General features: G+C 68.3%; 24 protein-coding genes. 19 read left to right on the forward strand and 5 right to left on the reverse strand.

Features of this window, described 5'->3' with window-relative positions:
- Nucleotide 1: 1 nt before the first annotated feature.
- The 4 genes from ACAM54_RS01945 to ACAM54_RS01960 form a co-directional block, all read right to left on the reverse strand.
- A complete protein-coding gene (locus ACAM54_RS01945) occupies nucleotides 2-715 on the reverse strand; it encodes a TetR/AcrR family transcriptional regulator (protein ID WP_145742756.1) in 714 nt (237 codons plus the stop codon).
- A 130-nt stretch (nucleotides 716-845) separates the two neighbouring features.
- Nucleotides 846-1352 carry a phasin family protein gene (locus tag ACAM54_RS01950; RefSeq protein ID WP_369649650.1) on the reverse strand — a complete coding sequence of 169 codons (507 nt, stop codon included), beginning with the start codon at nucleotides 1350-1352 and terminating at the stop codon, nucleotides 846-848.
- Between the two features lie 82 nt (nucleotides 1353-1434).
- Nucleotides 1435-1884 carry an acyl-CoA thioesterase gene (locus ACAM54_RS01955; protein WP_369649651.1) on the reverse strand — a complete coding sequence of 150 codons (450 nt, stop codon included), beginning with the start codon at nucleotides 1882-1884 and terminating at the stop codon, nucleotides 1435-1437.
- A gap of 94 nt (nucleotides 1885-1978) precedes the next feature.
- Entirely contained in the window at nucleotides 1979-2875 is an 897-nt protein-coding gene (locus ACAM54_RS01960) for a LysR family transcriptional regulator (protein ID WP_192323435.1), read from the reverse strand.
- Between the two features lie 143 nt (nucleotides 2876-3018).
- Between ACAM54_RS01960 and gtdA the strand changes: the two genes are divergently transcribed.
- The 7 genes from gtdA (at nucleotide 3019) to ACAM54_RS01995 (ending at nucleotide 10963) form a co-directional block, all read left to right on the forward strand.
- Nucleotides 3019-4104, forward strand: coding sequence for a gentisate 1,2-dioxygenase (gene gtdA, locus ACAM54_RS01965; RefSeq protein ID WP_369649652.1), 1086 nt, complete (start codon nucleotides 3019-3021; stop codon nucleotides 4102-4104).
- A gap of 73 nt (nucleotides 4105-4177) precedes the next feature.
- Complete coding sequence (locus tag ACAM54_RS01970; protein ID WP_369649653.1) at nucleotides 4178-4882, forward strand: fumarylacetoacetate hydrolase family protein; 705 nt, start codon at nucleotides 4178-4180, stop codon at nucleotides 4880-4882.
- A 25-nt stretch (nucleotides 4883-4907) separates the two neighbouring features.
- Nucleotides 4908-6191, forward strand: coding sequence for a 3-hydroxybenzoate 6-monooxygenase (locus tag ACAM54_RS01975; protein ID WP_369649654.1), 1284 nt, complete (start codon nucleotides 4908-4910; stop codon nucleotides 6189-6191).
- Between the two features lie 59 nt (nucleotides 6192-6250).
- Entirely contained in the window at nucleotides 6251-7240 is a 990-nt protein-coding gene (locus ACAM54_RS01980; RefSeq protein WP_369649655.1) for a Bug family tripartite tricarboxylate transporter substrate binding protein, read from the forward strand.
- A gap of 411 nt (nucleotides 7241-7651) precedes the next feature.
- Nucleotides 7652-8626, forward strand: coding sequence for a Bug family tripartite tricarboxylate transporter substrate binding protein (locus tag ACAM54_RS01985; RefSeq protein ID WP_369649656.1), 975 nt, complete (start codon nucleotides 7652-7654; stop codon nucleotides 8624-8626).
- Nucleotides 8626-9990 (forward strand): FAD-dependent oxidoreductase, encoded by a 1365-nt coding sequence (locus tag ACAM54_RS01990; protein WP_369649657.1) that lies wholly within the window; start codon nucleotides 8626-8628, stop codon nucleotides 9988-9990. The genes ACAM54_RS01985 and ACAM54_RS01990 overlap by 1 nt, the downstream gene beginning before the upstream one ends.
- Nucleotides 9991-10084: 94 nt before the next feature.
- A complete protein-coding gene (locus ACAM54_RS01995; protein WP_369649658.1) occupies nucleotides 10085-10963 on the forward strand; it encodes an acyl-CoA thioesterase in 879 nt (292 codons plus the stop codon).
- A 14-nt stretch (nucleotides 10964-10977) separates the two neighbouring features.
- Here the strand turns inward: ACAM54_RS01995 and ACAM54_RS02000 are convergent, their stop codons facing one another.
- Nucleotides 10978-11694 (reverse strand): GntR family transcriptional regulator, encoded by a 717-nt coding sequence (locus ACAM54_RS02000; RefSeq protein WP_369649659.1) that lies wholly within the window; start codon nucleotides 11692-11694, stop codon nucleotides 10978-10980.
- A gap of 145 nt (nucleotides 11695-11839) precedes the next feature.
- On the opposite strand from ACAM54_RS02000, the gene ACAM54_RS02005 reads away from it, so the two are divergent.
- From ACAM54_RS02005 to ACAM54_RS02060, 12 genes are all read left to right on the forward strand, one after another.
- Complete coding sequence (locus ACAM54_RS02005; RefSeq protein WP_369649660.1) at nucleotides 11840-12619, forward strand: SDR family NAD(P)-dependent oxidoreductase; 780 nt, start codon at nucleotides 11840-11842, stop codon at nucleotides 12617-12619.
- 43 nt (nucleotides 12620-12662) lie between these two features.
- Entirely contained in the window at nucleotides 12663-13877 is a 1215-nt protein-coding gene (locus tag ACAM54_RS02010; RefSeq protein WP_145742734.1) for an ABC transporter substrate-binding protein, read from the forward strand.
- 16 nt (nucleotides 13878-13893) lie between these two features.
- The gene (locus ACAM54_RS02015) at nucleotides 13894-14796 is read left to right on the forward strand and encodes a branched-chain amino acid ABC transporter permease (RefSeq protein ID WP_192323442.1); all 903 of its coding nucleotides are present in this window, start codon (nucleotides 13894-13896) and stop codon (nucleotides 14794-14796) included.
- A complete protein-coding gene (locus ACAM54_RS02020; protein WP_369649661.1) occupies nucleotides 14793-15776 on the forward strand; it encodes a branched-chain amino acid ABC transporter permease in 984 nt (327 codons plus the stop codon). Before ACAM54_RS02015 ends, ACAM54_RS02020 begins: the two co-directional genes overlap by 4 nt.
- Nucleotides 15773-16549 carry an ABC transporter ATP-binding protein gene (locus tag ACAM54_RS02025; RefSeq protein WP_192323444.1) on the forward strand — a complete coding sequence of 259 codons (777 nt, stop codon included), beginning with the start codon at nucleotides 15773-15775 and terminating at the stop codon, nucleotides 16547-16549. Before ACAM54_RS02020 ends, ACAM54_RS02025 begins: the two co-directional genes overlap by 4 nt.
- A complete protein-coding gene (locus ACAM54_RS02030) occupies nucleotides 16542-17261 on the forward strand; it encodes an ABC transporter ATP-binding protein (RefSeq protein WP_369649662.1) in 720 nt (239 codons plus the stop codon). The genes ACAM54_RS02025 and ACAM54_RS02030 overlap by 8 nt, the downstream gene beginning before the upstream one ends.
- A gap of 26 nt (nucleotides 17262-17287) precedes the next feature.
- On the forward strand, nucleotides 17288-18037 hold the full coding sequence (locus ACAM54_RS02035; protein WP_369649663.1) for an SDR family NAD(P)-dependent oxidoreductase: 750 nt from the start codon (nucleotides 17288-17290) through the stop codon (nucleotides 18035-18037).
- 24 nt (nucleotides 18038-18061) lie between these two features.
- Entirely contained in the window at nucleotides 18062-18805 is a 744-nt protein-coding gene (locus tag ACAM54_RS02040) for an SDR family NAD(P)-dependent oxidoreductase (protein WP_369649664.1), read from the forward strand.
- On the forward strand, nucleotides 18805-20523 hold the full coding sequence (locus ACAM54_RS02045; protein ID WP_369649665.1) for an FAD-dependent oxidoreductase: 1719 nt from the start codon (nucleotides 18805-18807) through the stop codon (nucleotides 20521-20523). Before ACAM54_RS02040 ends, ACAM54_RS02045 begins: the two co-directional genes overlap by 1 nt.
- Nucleotides 20524-20550: 27 nt before the next feature.
- Nucleotides 20551-21159, forward strand: a complete 609-nt coding sequence (locus ACAM54_RS02050; RefSeq protein ID WP_369649666.1) for a glutathione S-transferase — start codon at nucleotides 20551-20553, stop codon at nucleotides 21157-21159.
- A 147-nt stretch (nucleotides 21160-21306) separates the two neighbouring features.
- On the forward strand, nucleotides 21307-22020 hold the full coding sequence (locus ACAM54_RS02055; RefSeq protein ID WP_369649667.1) for an SDR family oxidoreductase: 714 nt from the start codon (nucleotides 21307-21309) through the stop codon (nucleotides 22018-22020).
- 131 nt (nucleotides 22021-22151) lie between these two features.
- Nucleotides 22152-22760, forward strand: a complete 609-nt coding sequence (locus ACAM54_RS02060; RefSeq protein WP_369649668.1) for a methyltransferase — start codon at nucleotides 22152-22154, stop codon at nucleotides 22758-22760.
- The last annotated feature ends 7 nt before the right edge of the window (nucleotides 22761-22767 follow it).

Genomic DNA, 22767 nt, shown 5'->3' on the forward strand with positions numbered 1-22767 from the left:
GTTAGCGGGCCTCGGCTGCCAAATCGGCGGCGGCCTCCGCAGGCCGCACGCTTGCGGGATCATCGCCGCTGTAGGCGTTGCTCAGTGTCAGCAAATGCCGCCGCTGCTCGCCTTCGAGGTACGGCGCGAGCAGGTGCAGCGTGTGCTGGCCGCCGCGCATCAGCGCGCCCTGGGCGTGGGCCGGTTCGAGCGCCTCGCGCGGATTGCGCACGTACTCGTAGCTGAGCCAGTAGGTCAGCACCACCACCATGCTCTGGGCGAGGGTGTCGACCTCGTGCACGTCGATGTCCAGGTGGCCGGCCCGGCTCAGCCCCGCGATCAGCATGCGGATGGCGCGCGTCTTGTTCTTGAGCACCAGCTGGAACTGCGTTTCCAGGTGCCGGTTCTTGCTCAGCAGGTCGTTCAGGTCGCGGTAGAGGAAGCGGTATCGCCAGATCAGCTCGAACAGGCTGTGCATGAAGAACCAGGCGTCTTCCACATCGTGCACGCCTTCGCTGGCATGCAGCAGCTCGTTGAGCTCGGCCTCGTAGCCTTCGTAGAGCTTGTTGATCAGCTCTTCCTTGGCGGGGTAGTGGTAGTAGAGGTTGCCGGGGCTGATGTTGAGCTCGCCCGCCACCAGCGTGGTGGAGACGTTCGGCTCGCCGAAGCGGTTGAACAGCTCGAGTGCGGCTTCGAGGATGCGTTGCGCTGTGCGGCGTGGCGCCTTCTTGGCCATGTCAGTCCCCGTTTTTTATCTCTTGGGGACACTCTAGCCTATGTGCACTGCACCATGAATGCGCCAGCGCAATGTTTTGCGGCGGCGCGCGTTGTGCACCGCCGCAAAAATGGGCCCGGAGGGAGAGCTTTCAGCCCGCCTTGGGGCTGCGCCGCACGGTCTTCTTGGTGGCGGCCGCGGGTGCTGCGCTGCGGCCCGCCGTCTTGCGGGTGGTGGTGGTGCGCCCCGCAGCCGCGGTGGGCTTGCCCGGCCGGTGATGCAGCTCGGCCTCGAGCGCGGCCACGCGGGCCTGCAGCGCGGCGTGCTCGGCGGCCGAGGGGATGCCCAGCTTTTCGAGCGCGCGCGCCACGCGCTCCTCGAAGATGTTCTCGAGCTTGCCCCACTGGCCCGCCGCCTTGGTGCCGAACTCGCTCGCGAAACCGGCCATGCGCGTCTGCGCCTGCGCCAGGGTTTCCTCGGCGGCCTGCTGGGTCTTCTTCTGCAGGCCGGCGCCGTCCTTCACCAGCGCCTCGAAGGCCTTGCTGCCTTCCTGCTGCATTTTGGCGAAGGCGCCCAGCCCCGCAAGCCAGATCTGCTGGGCCGAATCCTTGATGCGGTCCGAGCCCTTGGTGCCGTGGTCGTCGTCCTGGGTAGCCATGCGAATGTTCCTGTGAATACCAACGAGCGACTCTAGCCGCTCGGCCCGCTCGTTTTTAGAGCTTTGTATCTACCGCCAGGCGCTAAGCCGCGGCTCCGGCGGCACGGCTGGCATCGAGATGGGCCTTGGCCCGCTCTGCGAGCGCCATTTCGCCCGGCGTGCCCGGCACGTAGGGCTGCACCGGCAGCGGCCGGCCGTGCGAATCGACCGAGACGAAGACGATCAGGCATTCGGTGGTCTTGTCCATGGTGCCGCCCTTCATGTCGCCGCTGCGCACCTCGACCGAGATGTTCATGCTGGTGGTGCCGGTGTAGGCGAGCCGGGCCTCGACCTCGACCAGGTCGCCGATCATGATCGGATGGTGAAAGCGGATGCTGCCGATGAAGGCCGTCACGCAGTAGCGCTTGGCCCAGCTGGTGGCGCAGGCGTAGCCGGCCTCGTCGATCCATTTCATGACGGTGCCGCCGTGGACCTTTCCGCCGAAGTTGACGGTGCTGGGCTCGGCCAGAAAGCGAAGGGTGATGGAGGACATGCGCCGCCTTTTTGTGTGAGCCGTGGGTGGGGTTCCGATTATGCGAGCGAGCGCCGGCCGCAGCGCGCGCCGCCGGTCGGCGCGGCGCGCACGCTCAGCCGCCGCCGAACAGCTCCGCCAGCGTGCGCCGCAGCCAGGCGTTGCCGGCGTCCGCGTGGAAGCGCTCGTGCCAGTGCTGCTTGACGGCGTAGGCCGGCAGCTCGAAGGGCGGCTCCAGCAGCTTCACCGGCTCCTGCGTGGCCAGCACCTTGCCGAGGATGGCGGGCACGATCACGATCAGCTCCGTGTGCGCCACGATGCGCGCCACGCTCAGGAAGCTCGACAGGCTGGCCACCACGTTGCGCCGGAGCCCCAGCCGCGCGATGGTCTTGTCGACGATGGCGTGGCCGGTGCCCGACGAGGCCACCACCGCATGCGCCTCGCTCTCGAAGCGCTTGCGCGTGAGCCGCTCGCCGATGCGCGGATGGTTGCGCGCGGCCAGGCAGACGAAGTTCTGCATGAAGAGCGTCTGCTGGTAGAAGCCCGCGTCCAGCTGCGGCATGAAGCCTACCGCCAGGTCCACCGCGCCGTCTTCGAGCCGGCGCCCGCTCTCGGTGGAGATGATTTCGGTCTCGATGCGCACCCCGGGCGCCGTGCGCCGCAGGTGGTCGAGCAGGCCGGGCAGCAGCACCACCTCGCTGATGTCGGTCATGCAGATGCGAAAGCTGCGCGCCGCGGTGGCGGGGTCGAAGCTGGCGCGTCCGCCCTTGGCCCGGTTCAGCTGGTCGAGGATGCCGAGCACCAGCGGCTGGATCTGCCGCGCATAGGGCGTGGGCTCCATGCCGCGCGAGGTGCGCACGAACAGCTTGTCGCCGAAGTGCGTGCGCAGCCGGGCCAGTGCGGTGCTGGCCGCCGACTGCGACATGCCGAGCCGTTCGGCGGCGCTCGACACGTTGGCCGTCTTGTAGACCTCGTCGAACACCAGCAGCCATTCGAGATCGAGCTGGGCCATGGAACATCTCCTTTGCGGCAATCACTATCAAAAAAACAGATCGGGCCTATCGTCACGGACCCGTTGCGCCAATAGTAGTACCGGCGGAAGATCGCACTTCCCCGGAGACAACCGCCGCACGACGGCCGGAACTGCTGCAGCCCATGAACCCCACCGCCCAGAAACCCGCCGCCCCGGCGCCTGCCAATGCCGCGGAGCGCCGCAACTACTACGAGCGCATCCGCCCGCTCCACCTCACGCCGCTGTGGGAGTCGCTGCATGCGCTGGTGCCGCGCGAGCCCGCCACGCCCTGCGTGCCGGCGCTCTGGCGCTACGACGAGATCCGCCCGCTGCTGATGGAGTCGGCCGCGCTCATCACCGCCGAGGAAGCGGTGCGCCGCGTGCTCGTGCTCGAGAACCCGGCGCTGCCCGGCAGCTCGTCGATCACGCAGTCGATCTACGCCGGCCTGCAGCTCATCATGCCGGGCGAGGTGGCGCCCTCGCACCGCCACGTGCAGTCGGCGCTGCGCTTCATCGTCGACGGCAAGGGCGCCTACACCACGGTGGGCGGCGAGCGCACCACCATGTACCCGGGCGACTTCATCATCACGCCGTCCTGGGCCTGGCACGACCATGGCAACGAGGGCGTCGGCGGCAAGGTGGAGCCGGTGGTCTGGCTCGACGGGCTCGACATTCCGATGCTGCGCTTCTTCGACGCCGGCTTTGCCGAGAACGACGACGCCAAGGTGCAGCACGTGGCGCGCCCCGAGGGCAACAGCCTCGCGCGCTTCGGCCACAACATGGTGCCGGTGCGCCACGACCACGTGTCGCCCACCTCGCCGATCTTCAACTACCCCTACGCGCGCAGCCGCGAGGCGCTGGCCCTGCTGCAGAAGCAGGAAGCGCCCGATGCCTGGCTGGGCCACAAGCTGCGCTACATCAACCCGCTGACGGGCGGCGCGCCGATGCCCACCATCGGCACCCAGCTGCAGCTGCTGCCCAAGGGCTTCGCGGGCAAGGCGCACCGGACCACCGACGGCACCGTCTACAGCGTGGTCGAAGGCCGCGGCAGCGCCGAGATCGCGGGCCAGCGCTTCGAGTTTGGCCCGCGCGACACCTTCGTCGTGCCTTCGTGGGCGCCGCTTCGACTCTCGGCGCCCGGCGAGGACGTGGTGCTCTTCAGTTTTTCCGACCGTCCCGTGCAGCAGGCCATGGGCATCCTGCGAGAGGCCTTCCTCGACGAAGCCTGAGAGCCGGCCGGAGCTCTTTTTCTTTCTTTTTTCTTGTCTTGACCATGAGCCGCCGCGCGCGGCAGGAGCCTTCATGTCCTTCGTCTTCACGCCTCCTTCCATCGTCGGCCTGCCCATTGCCGGTTCGAGCGACCTGTTCCCGGTGCGCCGGGTCTATTGCGTGGGCCGCAACTATGCGGCGCATGCGCGCGAAATGGGCTTCGACCCCGACCGCGAGCCGCCGTTCTTCTTCTGCAAGCCCAACGACGATGCCTCGGTGGTGCCCGTGGCCGAAGGCGCGGCCGGCGCCATTCCCTACCCGCCGCTCACGAGCAACTACCACTACGAAGCCGAACTCGTGGTGGCCATCGGCAAAGGCGGCAAGGACATTGCGGTGGAGCAGGCCGCCAGCCACATCCACGGCTATGCCGTGGGCCTGGACATGACGCGGCGCGACCTGCAGATGAAGATGCGCGAAGCCGGCCGGCCGTGGGAAATCGGCAAGGCCTTCGACTTCTCGGCGCCCATCGCGCCGCTGCGCACGCTGGCCGAGGTGGGCGAGATCAACGCCGGCGCCATCACGCTCGAGGTGGACGGCCAGGTGCGCCAGAACAGCGACATCACGCACCTGATCTGGTCCGTCAACGAGGTGATCGCCAATCTCTCGACGCTCTTCACGCTGCAGCCCGGCGACCTGATCTTCACGGGCACGCCCGAAGGCGTGGGCGCGGTGAAGCCCGGCCAGACGATCAGGGTGCGCATCGACAAGCTGCCTTCGCTCACCGTTCGCATCGACTGACCGAGCCCTGCGCAGAGGACCCGCGATGAGCACATCTCCCCCGAAGAATCCCCCCACCGTGCTGCTCGTCGGCGGCGGCATCGGCGGCATGGCGGCCGCGCTGGCGCTCGCGCGCCTCGGCGTTTCCATCGACCTGCTCGAGCAGAGCGCGACCATCGGCGAGATCGGCGCCGGCCTGCAGCTCGGCCCGAATGCCTTCGCGGCGCTCGATGCGCTCGGCGTGGGCGAGGCGGTGCGCCGCCACTCGGTCTTCACCGACCGGCTCGTGATGATGGATGCGGTCGACTGCAGCGAAGTGGCTTCCGTGCCCGTGGGCGAGGCCTTCCGCGCGCGCTTCAAAAACCCCTATGCCGTGAGCCACCGCGCCGACCTGCACGGCGCCATCCACGAGGCCGTGAAGCGGCATCCGCTGATCCGCTTCCATACCTCGGCGCAGGTCGAGGCGCTCGACATCGGCGCAGGCGGCGCGAAGGGCGTGGTTGCCACCACGCGCGACGGCCGGCGCTTCAAGGCCGATGCGATCGTGGGCTGCGACGGCGTGAAGTCGGTGGTGCGCGCCCAACTGGTCGGCGACGAGGCGCGCGTCTCGGGCCACGTGGTGTACCGCGCGGTGGTGCCGGTGGCCGACATGCCGGCCGACCTGCGCTGGAACGCGCCCGTGGTCTGGGCCGGGCCCAATTGCCACCTGGTGCACTATCCATTGCGCCATGGCGAGCAATACAACCTGGTCGTCACCTTCCACAGCCGCGAGCAGGAAGAGTGGGGCGTTTCCGAAGGCAGCAAGGAAGAAGTGCTTTCCTACTTCGAGGGCGTGCATGCGCGCCCGCGCCAGCTGCTCGACCGGCCGAGCTCGTGGCGGCGCTGGAGCACGGCCGACCGCGATCCGGTGGCGCGCTGGAGCGACGGCCCGGCCACGCTGCTCGGCGACGCCGCGCATCCGATGATGCAGTACCTCGCGCAGGGCGCCTGCATGGCGCTGGAGGACGCCGTCACGCTGGGCGCCGCGGTGCGGGCCTGCGATTTCGACATGCCGGCCGCCTTCAAGCTCTACGAGGCTGCGCGCATTCCGCGCACCGCGCGCGTGGTGCTGTCGGTGCGCGAGATGGGACGGCTCTATCACGCCAGGGGCGTGGAGCGGCTGGTGCGCAACAGCCTCTGGGTGGGCCGCACGCCCGAACGCTTCTACGATGCGGTCGAGTGGCTCTATGCCTGGCGGCCCGAGCATTGCCTGGACGACGCGCCGCTGCCGCTGCAGCGCCCTGTCGCGGTGCCTGGCGCCGAGGCGGCCGCGGTGCTTTCGCCACACTGAGCGAGCGGGTTTCCTTCATCATCACCATTCGAGGCCACAGGCCCAGGAGACAACAAGCCATGACCTTTCCATCACGCGCATTGCTGGCAGGCGTCCTTGCCCTGGCCGGCGCCGTCGCCAGCAGCGGTGCCCTGGCGCAGGCCGCCGACTACCCGAACAAGCCGGTCACGCTGGTCACGCCCTTCGCGGCCGGCAGCGGGCCCGACGCGGTGCTGCGGCTGGTCTCCGACAAGCTTTCGCGCCTGTGGAACCAGCGCGTGCTGATCGACAACCGGCCGGGCGGCGGCGGCTTCATCGCCATCGACCAGGCGCGCCGCGCGGCGCCCGACGGCTACACGCTGCTGCAGCTCGACAGCGAACACATCGCCGCGCTGCCGCACCTGTACAAGTCGCGCAACTTCGTGACGCTGCAGCACTTCGACCCCGTGGCCTCGTTGTTTCGCACGCCCTTCTTCGTGGCGGTGTCGAGCGAGTCGAAGTGGAAGAACATGAGCGACCTGATCGCGGCCGCCAAGGCCAATCCCGATGCCATCGTCTACGGTTCGTGGGGCGTGGGCAGCCCGGGCCACCTGGGCGCGCAGCAGCTCGAGGCGCTCACCGGCATCCGCATGCGGCATGCGCCGTTCCGCGAGGTATCGCAGCTGTTCTCGAACGTGGGTACGGGCGAAGTGCCATGGAGCTTTGCCAGCATTCCGTCGAGCCAGGGCATCTACAAGGCCGGCAAGCTGCGCTACCTGGCCATTGCCGCGCCCAGGCGCATTCCGCAGATGCCCGACGTGCCGACCATGGCCGAGGCCGGCGGGCCGGCCTCGCTCGAGGTCAACTCCTTCGTCTCGCTGCTCGCGCCCAAGGGCGTGCCGGCGGCCGTCAAGGCCAGGATCAATGCCGACGTCGCCAAGGTCATTGCCGACCCCGAGATCCGCGCGCGCTTCGACACCTTCGCCTTCGAGCCGCTGGCCTGGTCGCCCGAGGAGATCGAGCGCAACGCCGAGGCCAAGTCCAAGGTGTATGGCGAGCTGGTCCGCCGCGGCAACATCAGCCTTGACTAGCAGGCTGTTGAATTTCGGCCCTCGACGCCGATAAAGGTGCTCGTCGCGAGGTTCCGCGGAACTGTTTGTCGGGTTCGTGACCGCGTCATTGCGCGCGCACACGATGCCGTTGCACTTTTCGCGCCGGTGCGGTGCCTCATTGCGCCAACGTCTGTGGCATCGCTCACTGCGTAACCGGGATGTCGGTTCGTCTGCGGGCACGAAATCCTCAAGCTTGGCCACCGTGGACAGCGCCTCTTGCATTCCGTCTGATCCACGCATCGTCTTCACTCCGTGACGAGCACGAACACGGTATCCACGACGACAGCTCTGCTTGCTCCGTTTAGGCGGGGGAGAAATTCAACAGCCTGCTAGGAATTGTTAACCCTGGTGTAATCATTACGGTTTTTTCACATTCCCTTTTCACCTTCCATGCAAGCAACCAAGAGAGCCCTCCTGATCGCCTGCGGCCTGGCCGCCGCCGCGCTGCCGCTGGCGGCCAGCGCACAGAACAATGCCTGGCCGACCAAGCCGATCCGCCTGCTCGTGGGTTTTCCGGGCGGCTCCACGCCCGACATTGCCGCGCGCACCATCGCCGAGCCGCTGGCCAAGGCGCTGGGCCAGCCCGTGGTGGTCGACAACAAGCCCGGCGCCTCCGGCAACATCGCCGCCGACATGGTGGCCAAGGCCACCGACGACCACACGCTGGGCATCGTGATCAACGGCAATCTCACCTCGTCGAAGATGCTGTACCCGCGGCTGCCCTACGACCCGGCCAAGGATTTCACCTACCTCTCGCTGATTGCCACGGCCCCGCTGGTGCTGGTGGCGCAGAACAACCTGCCCTCGGGCACGGCCTTCTTCGATGCTGCGCGCAAGGGCGGCGACAAGTGGAACTACGGTTCGGTGGGCGTGGGCTCGGTCGGGCACCTGGGCATGGAACTGCTCAAGAGCCGCGTGGCCGGCTTCAACCCGGAGCACGTGCCCTACCAGGGTAACCCGCAGGTCGTGACCGCGATGCTCGGCGACCAGGTGCAGATGGGCCTCATCCCGCCGGGCGTGGCCATGCCGCAGGTGCGCGCCGGCAAGCTCAAGGCCATCGGCCTCACGGGCGGCCGCAGCGCGCTGGTGCCCGAGCTGCCGCCGCTCGCCGACGCCGGCGTGCGCGACTTCAACCTCGAGGTGTGGGTGGCGCTGCTCGGCCCCGCCAACCTCTCGAAGACCGCGCAGGCGCGCATCAGCCGCGAGGTCGAGGTCATCATGAAGCAGCCCGAAGTGCGCCAGAAGCTGTTCGAGCAGGGCTGGCAGGCCGTGGGCACCTCGCCCGACGGCATGCGCCTGCGCGTGAAGGAAGAGGCGGCGATCATGACGCGCATCATCTCGGCCCGCGGCATCAAGATCCAGTGATGACGGCCGTGCAGCACAGGAAGACCCTGTCCGAGCCGGCGCGCGAGCTGCCGGTGTTCGGCGAATATGACGTGGTGGTGGTCGGCGGCGGCCCCGCCGGCATTGCCGCCGCCGTGAGCGCGGCGCGCCACGGCGCGAACACGCTGCTGGTGGAGCGCTACGGCTTTCTCGGCGGCATGGGCACCGCGGGCGGCGTGACCAACTTCGCGGGCCTCTACGGCAAGCGCCACGGCGAGATGACGCTGCTGGTGCGCGGCGTGGCCGACGACCTGCTGGCGCGCATCGATGCGCTGGGCGGCCTCAACACCCCGCAGGACGGCATGCAGGGGCGCATCCGCGTGCGCTCCTACGACACCTCGGCCTACAAGATCGCAGCCGACCAGCTGCTGCTCGATGCCGGCGTCAAACTGCTGTTCCACGCCTGGGCCGCCGCGGTGGTGCGCGAGGGCGACCGCATCGCGGCACTCGTGGTCGAGACCAAGTCGGGCCGGCAGGCGATCCGCGCCAATGCCTTCGTCGATGCCAGCGGCGACGCCGACGTGGCGGCCTTTGCGGGCGTGCCCTTCGAAGTGGGCGACGGCCATGGCAGCGGCCTGTTTCCGACCACCATGTTCCGCGTCGGCCAGGTCGATGCGCAGCCCGCGCTCGCGGCCGTCGGCGAGTTCAAGGCCATCAACGAGCTGATGGCACGGGTGCAGGCGCAGAAGCCGGGCGCCTACAGGTTCCCGCGCGAAGGCGCGATCCTGCGGCCCAACATCGATCCGCGCGAATGGCGCGCCAACGTCACGCAGATCCGCAACGCGGCCGGCCGCGCGATGAACGGCGTCGACGCGCGCGAACTCACCGAAGGCGAGCTCGAAGGCCGGCGCCAGATTGCCGAGTACTTCAGGTTCATGAAGGCCGAGGTGCCGGGCTTTGCGCAATCGGCCATCGTCGAGATCGCGCCGCAGGTCGGCATCCGCGAAACGCGCCGCATCGAGGGCCTCTATGCGCTCACGGGCGAGGACATCCTGTCGTCGGCCAGCTTCGACGACAGCATCGGCATCAACGCCTGGCCCATGGAGATGCATGCCGAAGGCCGCATCGAGTGGGCCTTTCCGCGCGACGAGAGCCGCACCTACAACCAGCTGCCGTGGCGCATGCTGGTGCCGCGCACCGTCGACAACCTGCTGGTGGCCGGCCGCTGCGCCGCCATGACGCACGAAGGCCAGTCGGCCGCACGTGCGAGCGGCGGCTGCTTCGTGATGGGGCAGGCGGCGGGCACGGCCGCGGCTTCGCTGGGTGCCAGCGCGAAGTTCGCGGACGTCGACGTGCCGGCGCTTCAGAAGAAGCTGGCGGCCGACGGCGCCGATCTCGATCGCTGAGCTCCTGGCGGCGCGCTGACCGCCCCGCGACAGCCCGCGGGCGCGGCCTTTGCTATGGTCCGGGGTTGCTTTTCTTTCGCATTGAATGCCCCCGATGACCACCGATCCCGCCACCGCCGCCCGCCTTGTCGACGAACTCGTCGCGCTCATGCAGATCGAGCCGCTCGGGGGCGACCGCTTCCTGGCGCAGAGCGAAGACATCGGCACACCCGCCGTGTTCGGCGGCCAGGTGCTCGGCCAGTCGCTCGCCGCCGCCAGCCTCACGGTGGGCGCCGAGCGGCCGGTGCATTCGATGCACGCCTATTTCCTGCTGCCGGGCGAGCATGCGCCCATCGAATACAGCGTGGATCGCGTGCGCGACGGCCGCAGCTTCACCACGCGGCACGTGGTGGCGCGCCAGCAGGAACGCATCATCTTCGAGATGTCGGCCTCCTTCCAGACGGTGGACGACGGCGTCGAGCACCAGTTCGCCATGCCGGCGGTCGAAGGCCCCGAGGGGCTCGCGAGCGAACTCGACCAGCGCATCGCGCTTGGCGACCGCCTGCCCGAGCGCTGGCGCGTCAAGGGCCTGGAGCCGCACGGCATCGAATACCGCGGCGTCGAGGCCGACGACCTGCTGGCGCCGGTGGTGCGCTCGTCCGACAGCGCCATCTGGATGCGCGCCATCGCGCCGCTGCCCGACGATCCGGTGGTGCACCGCGCGCTGCTCGCCTACGCCTCCGACCACGGCCTGCTGCGCGCCGCGATGCTGCCGCACGGCCTGAGCTTCATGAGCGGACAGGTCCGTCCCGCCAGCCTCGACCACGCGATGTGGTTCCACCGCGATTTCCGCATGGACGACTGGCTGCTCTACGTGCTGGATTCGCCGAGCGCCAGCGGCGCGCGCGGCCTGTGCCGAGGCAGCCTGTTCACGCGTGACGGGCGGCTGGTGGCGTCGACGGCGCAAGAGGGGATGCTGCGCGTGAGGCGCTGAAGGGCTGGTTGCCGCTATGGCGGCGTTTCGGTGGTCATCGGTCCCGAAGCGCCGTCGCGGCTGCGCTCGTCGAGCAGCCGCTGGTAGTTGTCGCGCAGCAGGATGCCCGCGTAATACACGTGCTCGCGCATCAATTGCTCCGCGCGTGCCGCATCGCCCGAGATCACCGCATGCACGATGCGGTGGTGGTCGTCGTGCGAACGCAGGATCACGCCGTGGTCGTTCCACAGCATGATCCGGTCCGATGCGAAGGGAACCGCCTGCGCCTGCGCGCCGAAGCGCATGACCCACGGATTGCGGGCACCCTGCATCAGCGCGTTGTGCAGCCGCACGTTCATCTGCTGGTAGGGCGCCAGGTCCTCGACCAGCAACTGTCCCTTGGCCAGGATCTCGTCGCCTTCTCGCAGGCAGTCGTGCAGCAGTGCTGCGGTTGATTCGTCCACGCCGAGCGTGGCAAAGCGCCGGCATGCCAGCCCCTCGAGCACGGAGCGCACCTCGTAGGCCGCCAGGATGTCCTCGAGCGCGAACGAGCGCACCAGGTAGCCCTTCTTTGGCTGGTGATCGATCAGCCCTTCCATCGCAAGCGCGGCCAGCGCGGTACGCACCGGCGTGCGCGACACCTTGAGGCTTTCCGCGATCGGCACTTCCTCCACGCGCGTGCCGGGCGCCAGCCGGCCGCGAAGGATCCAGGCGCGCAGCGTCTCGGTGACCTGTTGGGAGAGTGTGTCCATATCAGGTATACATGATGCCAGTAGAAGTTGTGAATATTGCGTGATATTAGGGAAAACGAGGGAGATCTGAGGCTGTCATGTATACACAATGCGACCCTTCGATCAATATTCATGCTGCCTCGCGCAGCCGGAGACATCGCAGTCCATGGCGGAACATCATGCACAACCCCACGGCCGGCTGGCCCTCGTGACCGGCGGTGGCCGGGGCATCGGCGAGGCCGTGTGCCGCCGCCTCGCGGCCAGCGGCTTTCGCGTCGTGGTGGCCGACATCGACGGCGGCAACGCGCGCACCGTGGCGCGGTCGCTGGGCGAGGGCCACCACTTTCGCCAGTTCGACGTGAGCGAGGAAACGGCGGTGGAAGCGGCGTTCGAGGACATCGAAGCCCATCTGGGCCCGATCGCCGCACTGGTCTGCGTGGCCGGCGTGCTGCTGATGCCCGGCGGCGAGCGTTCGCCCATCAAGGACACCACGCTGGAGGACTGGGAGCGTACCTTCGCGGTCAACGCGCGCAGCGTGTTCCTCTGCGGGCGCGCCTACCTGCGCCGGCGCGAGGCCAGGCCGGTCGCGCATGGCCGCATCGTCACCTTCGGCTCGGTGGCGGCGCAGCTTGGCGGCTACCGCTCAAGCGCGACCTACATCGGCGCCAAGTCGGCGGTGCTCGGGCTCACCAAGGCCATGGCGCGCGAATCGGCGCACCTGGGCGTGACCGTCAACGCGGTGGCGCCCGGCCTCATCGACACCGACATGCTGCGCGGCACCGTGCGCAGCAGCGGAGCGCTGGAGGCGGCGGCCGCCAACATCCCGCTCGGGCGCATCGGCACGGTGGACGACGTGGCGGGTGCGGTCGACTACCTCGCCTCGGAGCAGGCGGCCTACATCACGGGCAACGTGATCGATGTCAACGGCGGTTACCGCATGCAGTAGGGCCCACGCCCCGCCTTCCCTTTATTCCAACGGAGACAGCACCATGAAGAAGAATCTGCTTTCGGCCCTGGCCGCCAGCGCGGCACTGTGCGCGCTGGCGCCCGCCGCGTTTGCGCAGTCCGAACCCGGCCTTACCGACAAGACCATCAAGATCGGCATGTTCTCGCCGATGTCGGGCGCCTCGATGAACTACGGCTTCGACGTGATCAACGCCGCCAGGATGTATTACGACAAGGTCAACAAGGAAGGCGGCGTGAACGGCCGCAAGATCGAGCTTGTGGTGGAGGACGACCGCTGCAATGCCAACGACCTGCTGGCCGCGGTGAAGAAGCTCACCGAGCAGGACCAGGTGTTCCTGCTCAACGGCGGGTCCTGCTCGGCCGCCGTGGTGGGCGCGCGCGAGTATGTGGAGCGCGCAAAGATCCCGCTCGTGATGCTCAACGCCTCGGGCGACGGGGCGCTGTATCCGCCGTCGAAATACATCTACGGCGCGTTCTCCATCTCGCAGCATGCGGTGGGCGGCTCGATGGTGCAGTTCGCGAGCGAGCAGCTCAAGGCGAAGAAGATCGGCTACATCAACCACGACGACGCCTACGGCGGCTGGAACCTCGAGTCGGCCCAGGCGCAGGCGAAGGCGCTCGGCGGCGTCGACCTGCAGGTGCAGTCGGTCAACCCCAACATCACCGACGTCACGGCGCCCATGCTGAAGATCAAGGCCGCCAACCCCGACGTGCTGCTGCTCACCACCTACGCGCGGCCCGTGAGCCTGATCGTCAAGCGCGCCTTCGAGCTGGGCTTCAACAAGCCCATCGTGCTGGCCGTGAATTCCACCGCCGACCTGAAGCAGCTGGTGGAGAACGTGGGCAACAAGGACGCCTTCAAGAACGTCTACATCCAGGAAGTGCTGGCCGATCTTCCCGGGGGGCCCAAGCTCAAGTGGGTGTACGACATGTACAGGGCCGCCTACCCCGACCTGGCCTCGAAACCCGGCTATCCGCAGACCTACATGCCCTATGGCATTCCCTCGGCGATGGCGGTGGTCAACGCGCTGAAGGCCGCGGGCCCGAACCCCACGCGCGAGAAGGTGCTGGCGGCGCTCTCGACGATGAAGTTCGACTCCGGCGTGATGGCCGGCCCCATCGAGTTCGGCCCGGACGACCGCGCGGCGCAGGAGGCGGCGATCTACATCAAGTTCGACGGCAGCAGCATGGCGCTGGTGCCGGGCAGCTACAAGAGCGTATGGAAGTACAAGCCCTGAGGGCGGCGGGCATGACATGAGCCTTTCGGACATCTGGCTTTTCGTGCAGCAGGGCGTGCTGTCCGGCGTCGTCACGGGCAGCGTCTATGCGCTGCTCGCGGTGGCGATCGTGATGGTCTTCAAGACCACCGACGTGCCGAACTTCTCGCAGGGCGAGATCTTCATGGCCGGCGGCTACGCGGCGCTCTTTCCCATGGTGGTGTGGGGCTGGCCCTATTGGGGCGCAGTGCTTGCGAGCATCGCCGTCACCGCGCTGCTGGCCGCACTGTTCCAGCGCGTCGTGATGCAGCGCGTGACCGCCTCGCGCGGGGTGGGCGTGCAGTTGGTCATCGCCACGCTGGGCTTCGCCTACCTGCTCAAGGGCTTGGTGCGCAAGACGGGGCTGGGCGACACGCCGCGCTCGCTGCCTTCGCTGGTGCCGCAGGACCCGGTCATGATCGGGCAGGCCTCGCTCACGCTGCTCGACCTGGCCATCCTCGGTTCGGCCGTGGTCGTGATGGTGCTGCTCTACCTGATGTTCACGCGTACCCGCACCGGGCAGGCCATGCGCGCGGTGGGCATGAACCCGCGCGGCGCACAGATCGTGGGCGTGAAGCTCGGCACCATCCGCATGAAGATCTGGGCGCTCACGGGCGTCATCTCGGCCATCTCGGCGCTGCTCATCACCCCCAAGATCCTCATCACGCCCGACATCGGGCACATCGCGATCCTGGCCTATGCGGCCGCCATCGTCGGCGGCTTCACCAGCCTGCCGGGCGCGGTGGTCGGTGGCTTCATCATCGGTATCGTCGAGAACCTGGTGGGGCTGTTCATCTCGTCCAACGCCATCGTGGTCGCGCCCTTCGTGGCGATCATGGTGGTGCTGCTGGTGCGTCCGCAGGGGCTGCTCGGCGGCAAGCCGCAGGTGAAGAAGGTATGAGTACCTCTTCGATTTCTTCGCCCTGGTGGGATCGCACGGTGCTGCTCGCCATGGCGGTGGTGCTCGCGGTGCTGCCCTTCGCCACCAGCGGCTATGTGCTGTACGTGGTCAACCTGCTGATGGTGTTCACCGTGCTCGCGCTCGGCATGCATCTGGTCATCGGCGAGACGGGGCAGTTCGCGCTGTCCCATGCGGCCTTCTTCGGCATCGGCATCTACACGGCCGGGCTCATCAACAACCAGTGGCAGCCGCCGTTCTTCGTGTCGATCCTCGCGGGTGCCGTGCTTTCGGCCGCACTGGGCTGGGTCATCGGCCTGCTGGCCCTGCGCATGCGCGACATCTACCTGGCGCTCGCGACCTTCGCCTTCGGCGAGGCGATGCAGTGGGTGTTCCTGAACTGGGAGCAGGTGACCAACGGTTCCAACGGCCTGCAGATGAAGCCGGCCTCCCTTGGCGGCTACCAGCTGATGAACGACCTGCAGGCCTACCCCTTCGTGGTGGCCATCGCGGCGCTGATGCTGTGGCTCACGGTGGCGCTGTCGCGCTCGCGGCTGGGCTCGTCGTTTCGCGCGGTGCGCGAGAGTGACGTGGCGGCCATTGCCATGGGTGTGAACACGCGCGCGGTCAAGGTCACGGCTTTCGTGCTGTCGGCGGCCTTCGCGGGCGTGGCGGGCGGCATGTATACGCTGTTCACCTCGTTCATCCATCCCGAGAGCCTGGGCTTTCAGACCACCATCCTGATCCTCACGATGGTGGTGGTGGGCGGCCTCGGATCGGTGCGCGGCGCGGTGGCCGGCGCCATGGTGTTCGGCCTGGTGTCTGAGCTGCTGCGGCAGGCCCCTTCGTACCAGGAAATCATCTACGGCGGCATCCTCATGCTCTTCATGATGTTCCTGCCCAAGGGCATGGCATCGCTCTTCGCGGTGCGCCGCAGTGAGCAGCGCACCGCATCGGTGGCCGTGATGGAGAAGCAGGCATGAGCGCGACCGCATTCCTCGACGTGCGCGACGTCAGCGTGGTGTTCGGCGGCCTCAAGGCGGTGAACGGGCTGTCGTTCCAGGTGGAGCAGGGGCGCATCCATGCGCTGATCGGGCCGAACGGCGCGGGCAAGTCGACCACCTTCAACTGCATCTCGCGCTTCTACACGCCCAGCAGCGGCAGCGTGGTCTTCGAAGGCCAGGAGCTCACGCGCGTGTCGCCGCACCGCATGGCGTCGCTCGGCATCGCGCGCACCTTCCAGAACCTGGAGCTGTTCGCCGAACTATCGGTTCTGGAGAACGTGCTGCTCGGTACCCACGCGCGCGGGGCGAACACGCTCGGGCGGCTGCTGCGCCGCCCCGACCGCGAGACCGAGGACTTCGCGCTGCACCTGCTGGAGCGCGTAGGCCTGGCCGGCGAGCGGCATCAGCCGGCGCGCGATCTGGACTTCGGCCGCCAGAAGCTGCTCGAACTCGCACGCGCGCTCGCCATCAGGCCCAAGCTGCTGCTGCTCGACGAGCCCGCGGCCGGCCTGCGCAACCGCGAGATCGAAAGCCTCGACCGCCTGCTGAAGGAGCTTGTCGCGCGCGACGGCATCACCGTACTGCTGGTCGAGCACGTGATGCAGCTCGTGATGTCGATCTCGGACCGCATCACCGTGATGGCTTTCGGAGAAAAGATCGCGGAAGGCACGCCTGCGGAGATCGGCCGCAACGCCCGCGTCATCGAAGCCTACCTGGGAAAAGGAAATGGGAAAGGGGCCGCACATGGCTGAAGCCCTGTTGTCGCTGCGTTCGATCTCGGCCGCGTATGGCCGCATCCAGGCGCTGTGCAACGTGTCGGTCGACGTGCCCGAAGGCGAGATCGTCGCGCTGCTCGGCAGCAACGGCGCGGGCAAGACGACCACGCTCAACTGCATCTCGAACATCGTCGAGTGCACGCATGGCGAGGTGCGACTGGCCGGCGAGCGCATCGACCGCCTCGGCTCCGGCGCGCTCGTGAAGCGCGGCATCGTGCAGGTGCCCGAGGGTCGGCAGGTGTTCCGCGACATGAGCGTGCGCGAAAACCTCGACCTCGGTGCCTACCTGCGGCGCGACCGCGCGGGCATTCGAAGCGACCTCGACGCGGTGTACGAAATGTTCCCGCGCCTCAAGGAGAGACAGGGCCAGATGGCTGCCACGCTCTCGGGCGGCGAGCAGCAGATGCTGGCCATCGGCCGTGCCGTGATGGCACGTCCGCGCGTGATGCTGTTCGACGAGCCGTCGATGGGCCTGTCGCCGCTGCTGGTGGAGCAGATGTTCGGGATCATCGAGCAGCTGCACCGCGAACAGAAGATCACCATCCTGCTGGTCGAACAGAACGTGCAGCTCGCGCTGGCGGTGTCGAGCTACGGCTACATCCTGGAGAACGGCGAAATCTCGCTGCACGGGCCGGCCGACCGGCTTGCCAACGACGAGGCCGTGCGCCGCGCCTACCTCGGCGTCTGACGGCGCCTGCGCAAAAGGAAATCTCGATGCTTCTCGAAGACAAACTCGCACTCGTGACTGGCGCCGCGCGCGGCCTGGGCGAGGCCATCGCGCGCCGCATGGCTGCCGAAGGCGCGCATGTGCTGGTGGTGGACCGCGATCTCGAAATCGCGCAACGGGTGGCCGAATCGATCCGCGCGGCGGGCGGCCGCGCCGATGCCGACAGCGTCGACGTGAGCGACGCGGCGGCGGTCGATGCGCTGGCCGCGCGCATTGCGGCCTCTCGCGGGGACATCGACATCCTCGTGAACAACGCCGGCATCTCGGCGCGCTCGAAGTTCGACGAGCCCGGCGCGCGCGAGGCCTGGGACCGCGTGATGTCGGTCAACCTGCAGGGCGTCTTCAATGTCACCCAATCGTTCGTGCCGGCGCTCAAGCGTACACAGGGCAGCATCGTGAACCTCTCGTCCATCGTGGCCTTCGGCGCGGGCATCTCCTCTGCCGGCTACGTGGTGGCCAAGGGCGGTGTGCGATCGCTCACGCAGGTGCTGGCGCGCGACCTCGCGCCCTATGGCGTGCGCGTGAACGCGGTGGCACCGGGCCTGATGGTCACCGACATGACAGCCGGCCAGCGCGAGACCGAGCACGGCACCGACTGGTACCTGAGCCGCGTGCCCGTCAAGCGCCACGGCGAGGCCGACGAAATCGCCGGGCCGGTTGTCTTTCTGGCTTCCTCGATGGCGAGCTACGTCAATGGCGTGGTGCTGCCGGTCGACGGGGGCTACCTGGCGGTCTGAAGGCTGCATTCCAACGGAACAAGCATGAACAACAGCAGTGAAGACAAGCCGCTCATCCTCGTGACCGGCGGCGCCAGCGGCATGGGCCGCGCCATTGTCGAGCGCATGGCGCGCGACGGCTGGCGCGTGGTGATGGCCGACCACAACGGCGAGCTCGCCGAGCGCGAGACGCAGGCGCTGCGCGCTGCGGGACTCGACGTGGAATGCCGCGCCATCGACCTCACCGACGAACCGGCGGTGCGCGCGATGGTGCAGGCGCTGTCGCCGCTCACCGCGCTGGTCAACAATGCGGGCATCTTCGACGAGCGCAAGTTCATGGACGTGAGCTCGGCCGACTTCCGCCGCATGTACGAAGTCAACCTGCTGGCCGTGGCCACGCTCACGCAGGAGGCCGCGCGCAAGATGGCGGACGGCGCGCGCATCGTCAACATCGCGTCGCGCGCCTACCTGGGTGCGAAGAATCACCCGCACTACGTGGCCTCGAAGGCCGCGCTGGTGGGTTACACGCGCGCCAGCGCGATGGAGCTGGCGCCGCGCGGCATCATGGTCAACGCCATCGCGCCGGGGCTCATCGACACGCCGCTGCTGCGCGCGCTCACGCCCGAGCGGCTGGCCGCGCAGCTCGCGCTGCAGCCCACGGGTGCCGCCGGCCGGCCCGAGGACATCGCCAACGCCGTGGCCTTCTTCGCATCGCCATCGACCGGCTTCGTGACGGGGCAGGTGCTTTTCGTCGATGGCGGCAAGTCGCTCGGCGGCTCGGGGGCCTGATGGCGCGGCAGCAGGATGAGAAGACCACGTGCGACGTCGTGGTGATCGGCAGCGGCGCGGGCGGACTCTCGGCCGCGCTCACCGCGAAGCTCGAAGGGCTCGACGTGCTTGTGGTCGAGAAGACCGACCGCATCGGCGGCTCGACCGCGATCTCCGGCGGTGCGGTGTGGGTGCCGCTCAATGACCAGGCGGAGGCGGCCGGCCACCCGGACACGCGCGAGAAGGCCCTGTCCTATCTGCAGAACACCGTCGGCAGCGCCGGCGACGAGGCGCTGCGCCATGCTTTCCTCGATGCCGGTCCGCGCGCGCTGCGCTACCTGCGCGAGCGCACCGACGTGCAGCTGGCCGCGCGCACCTACTCGCCCGACTACTACCCCGACCGCGAAGGCGCGGCCATGGGCGGGCGTTCGCTCGATCCCATCGAGTTCGACGGCCGGCTGCTGGGCCCGCACTTCAAGACCCTGCGCGACCCGCTGCCGGAGTTCTGCGTGCTCGGCGGGATGATGGTCAACATGACGGACGTGAAGCACCTGCTCGGCGTCTGGCGTTCGTTCACCTCATGGAAGCACGGCGTGAAGCTGGTGCTGCGGTACTTCGGCGACAGGTTGCGCGGCCATCACCGGGGCACGCGCGTGCTGCTGGGCAACGCGCTGGCGGCGCGGCTCTTCCACAGCGCCCTGAAGCAGGGCATTCCGTTCTGGACCGGCACGCCGGCGCTGGGCCTGGAGCAGGACGCTGGCGGCAAGGTCACCGGCGTGAAGCTGCGCCGCAATGGCAAGGAGATCACGGTGCATGCGCGTCGCGGCGTCGTCGTCGCCACCGGCGGCTTTCCGTGGAATGCCGCGATGCGCGGCAAGCACTATCCGGCGCCCACGGGGCCGTATTCGATGTCCCCGCAGGAAAACGCGGGCGAGGGCATCGCGATGGCGCGCGAGGCCGGCGGCACGCTGGGTACTGGCCACGCGGGGCCGGCGCTGTGGGCGCCGGTGTCGCTGCTGACGCGGTCCGACGGCAGCGTGCTGCGCTATCCGCATCTGGTGTGGGACCGCGCCAAGCCCGGCCTCATCGCGGTCGATGCGCGCGGCGAGCGCTTCGTCAACGAATCCACCTCGTACCACGAGTTCGTGCGCGGCATGTACCGCGCGAACGATAAGGCACCCGCCATTCCCGCGCTGCTGGTGTGCGACAGCGACTTCATCGAGAAATGGGGCCTGGGCCTCGCCCTGCCCGGCGGGCGCCCGCGCGAGCACCTCGTGCGCGCGGGATATCTCTTTCGCGCCGACACGCTGGAAGCGCTGGCGAAGCTGGCGGGCGTGGACCCCGCCGGCCTCGCGCGCACGGTTGCCGCCTACAACCCGCCCGCCGCGCAGGGACAGGACCCGGCCTTCGGCAAGGGCGGCGACGCCTACAACCGCTATCTTGGCGACCCGGATCACCAGCCCAATGCCTGCCTCGCTCCGCTGCGGAAGGCGCCGTTCTACGCGGTGAAGGTGTACCCAGGCGACATCGGCACCGCGCTTGGCATCCGTGCTGACGGCAACGCCCGCGTGCTCGACGCGCAGGGCGCGCCCATCGCCGGCCTCTACGTCGCCGGCAACGACATGCACTCGGTGATGGGCGGCGAGTACCCCGCGCCCGGCATCACCCTCGGCCCCGCGCTAACCTTCGGCTGGGTCGCCGGCATGCATCTGGCCCACGGTTCCGAGGCATGCGCCTGAACGAACACAACCCGCTTCCACCCCATCATGAAAATCTTCTTCTCCCCCGCTTCCCCCTTTGTGCGCAAGTGCATGGTCGTGGCGCACGAACTCGGCGTTGCCGACCGCATCGAGAAGCTGCCCAGCGCGGCCGGCCCGGTGAAGCGCGACGCCACCATCATCCCGAAGAACCCGCTCGGCCAGGTGCCCACCTTCATCACCGACGATGGCCAGGTGCTGTTCGACAGCCGCGTGATCTGCGAATACCTGGACGCCACGCAGTCGGGCAGGCTCTTCCCCGCCGACGGCAAGGAGCGCTGGGCCCGCCTCACCGAACTGGCACTCGCCGATGGCATGACCGGCGCCGCGCTGCTCGCGCGCTACGAGACCGTGCTGCGCCCCGAGGAACTGCGCTGGTCCGACTGGACCGACGGCCAGCTCGCCAAGGTGCACACCGGCCTCGAATGGCTGGAGACCGCCGCGCCTTCCTTCGGCGACCGCGTCGACATCGGCACCATCGCCTTCGGCTGCGCGCTGGGCTACATGGACTTCCGCTTCCCCTCGGTGGACTGGCGTGCCGAGGCGCCGAACAGCGCGAAGTGGTTCGAGGTGTTCAATCGACGGGCTTCAATGCAGGCGACCCTGCCTGCTGCCTGATTTGCGTTCGATTCCGTGCGGGGCGCGATCACGCCGGCAGGGCACCATTCGCACACTCCCGAACGCAGGTGCAAATCCTCGCCTGGCAGGGGAAACAATTCCTTGGCTAAATGCGGGGTTCCGCATGAACGAACCAAGGAACCAAGCATGTCTTCCGAAGAAAACAAGAAAGTAGCCATCGTCACCGCCGGCGGCAGCGGCATGGGTGCCGCCGCGGCGCGCAAGCTTGCGGACGACGGTTTTCGCGTCGCCATCCTCTCGTCGTCGGGCAAGGGCGAGGCGCTCGCCGCCGAGCTCGGCGGTATCGGCGTGACCGGCTCCAACCAGTCGAACGACGACCTCAAGCGGCTCGTCGACAAGGTGGCCGAGACATGGGGCCGCGTCGACGTGCTGGTCAACAGCGCCGGCCATGGTCCGCGCGCGCCGATCCTCGACATCAGCGACGAAGACTGGCACCGCGGCATGGACGTCTACCTGCTGAGCGCGGTGCGCCCTGCGCGGCTGGTCGCGCCGCTCATGGTCAAGCAGGGCGGCGGCGCGATCATCAACATCTCGACCTTCGCCGCCTTCGAGCCCGACCCGGTGTTCCCGACCTCGGGCGTGTTCCGCGCTGGCCTCGCGGCGTTCACCAAGCTGTTCGCCGACAAGTACGCGGCGCACAACGTGCGCATGAACAACGTGCTGCCCGGCTTCATCGACAGCCTGCCCGAGAAGGCCGAGTTCCGTGGCCGCATCCCGATGGGCCGCTACGGCAAGACGAGCGAGATCGCGGCCGTCATCGGCTTCCTCGCATCGGAAGGCGCGGGCTACATCACCGGCCAGAACCTGCGCGTGGACGGCGGCATCACGCGGTCTGTGTGAGGCTGCGGCCCGCGCATCGCGTGCCCGGTGTCATGCATGGGTCATAGGTAATTTTCCCCATGAACCGGATGGTGCCTTGGACATAGCCTTTGCGGTTCCCGTCGGATGTCCGATGGACCGGAAAGGCTTCCATGGAAATTCCCGCCTCGGTGCTGAAGAACATGCGCCGCACCATCCAGTCCTACGAAGGGTCCGCCCGCGACTACAACGCGATCGTGGCGGGCCACCGGCCGCCCGAGATCGAGGAGGCGCTGCGCCGGATGATGCAGCCCGTGCCCCCCGGCGGCAGCGTGCTCGAGATCGGTTCCGGATCGGGGCAGGACGCGGACTTCGTCGAGGCCCTGGGCGCGGCCGTGAGGCGCACCGATGCGGTCCAGGCCTTTATCGACCTGCAGGCGGAGCGCGGCAAGAAGGGCGAGCTGCTCAACGTTGTCACGGATGCGCTGGGCGGGCCCTACAACGCGGTCCTCGCGATGTGCGTGCTGATCCATGTCGATCGCGCGCAGATCGCCCCGGTCCTGCGCAAGGTGTTCGATGCGCTCGAGCCCGGCGGGGTCTTCCTGGCGGCCATGCGCATCGGCGAAGGCGAGACGACCGGCGACTACCAGACCGTCTACTGGGCGAAGGACCGCTTCGCCGAGCAGCTCGAGGCGGCGGGCCTGCGCATGCACTGGAGCAGCCAGTGGATCGGCCGCGACAACGTGACGTGGGCCAACTTCCTCGCAGTCCGTCCGCTGTAGCGAACCG

It is taken from the genome of Variovorax sp. V93 (genome assembly GCF_041154485.1).
Taxonomy (GTDB): domain Bacteria; phylum Pseudomonadota; class Gammaproteobacteria; order Burkholderiales; family Burkholderiaceae_C; genus Variovorax; species Variovorax beijingensis_A.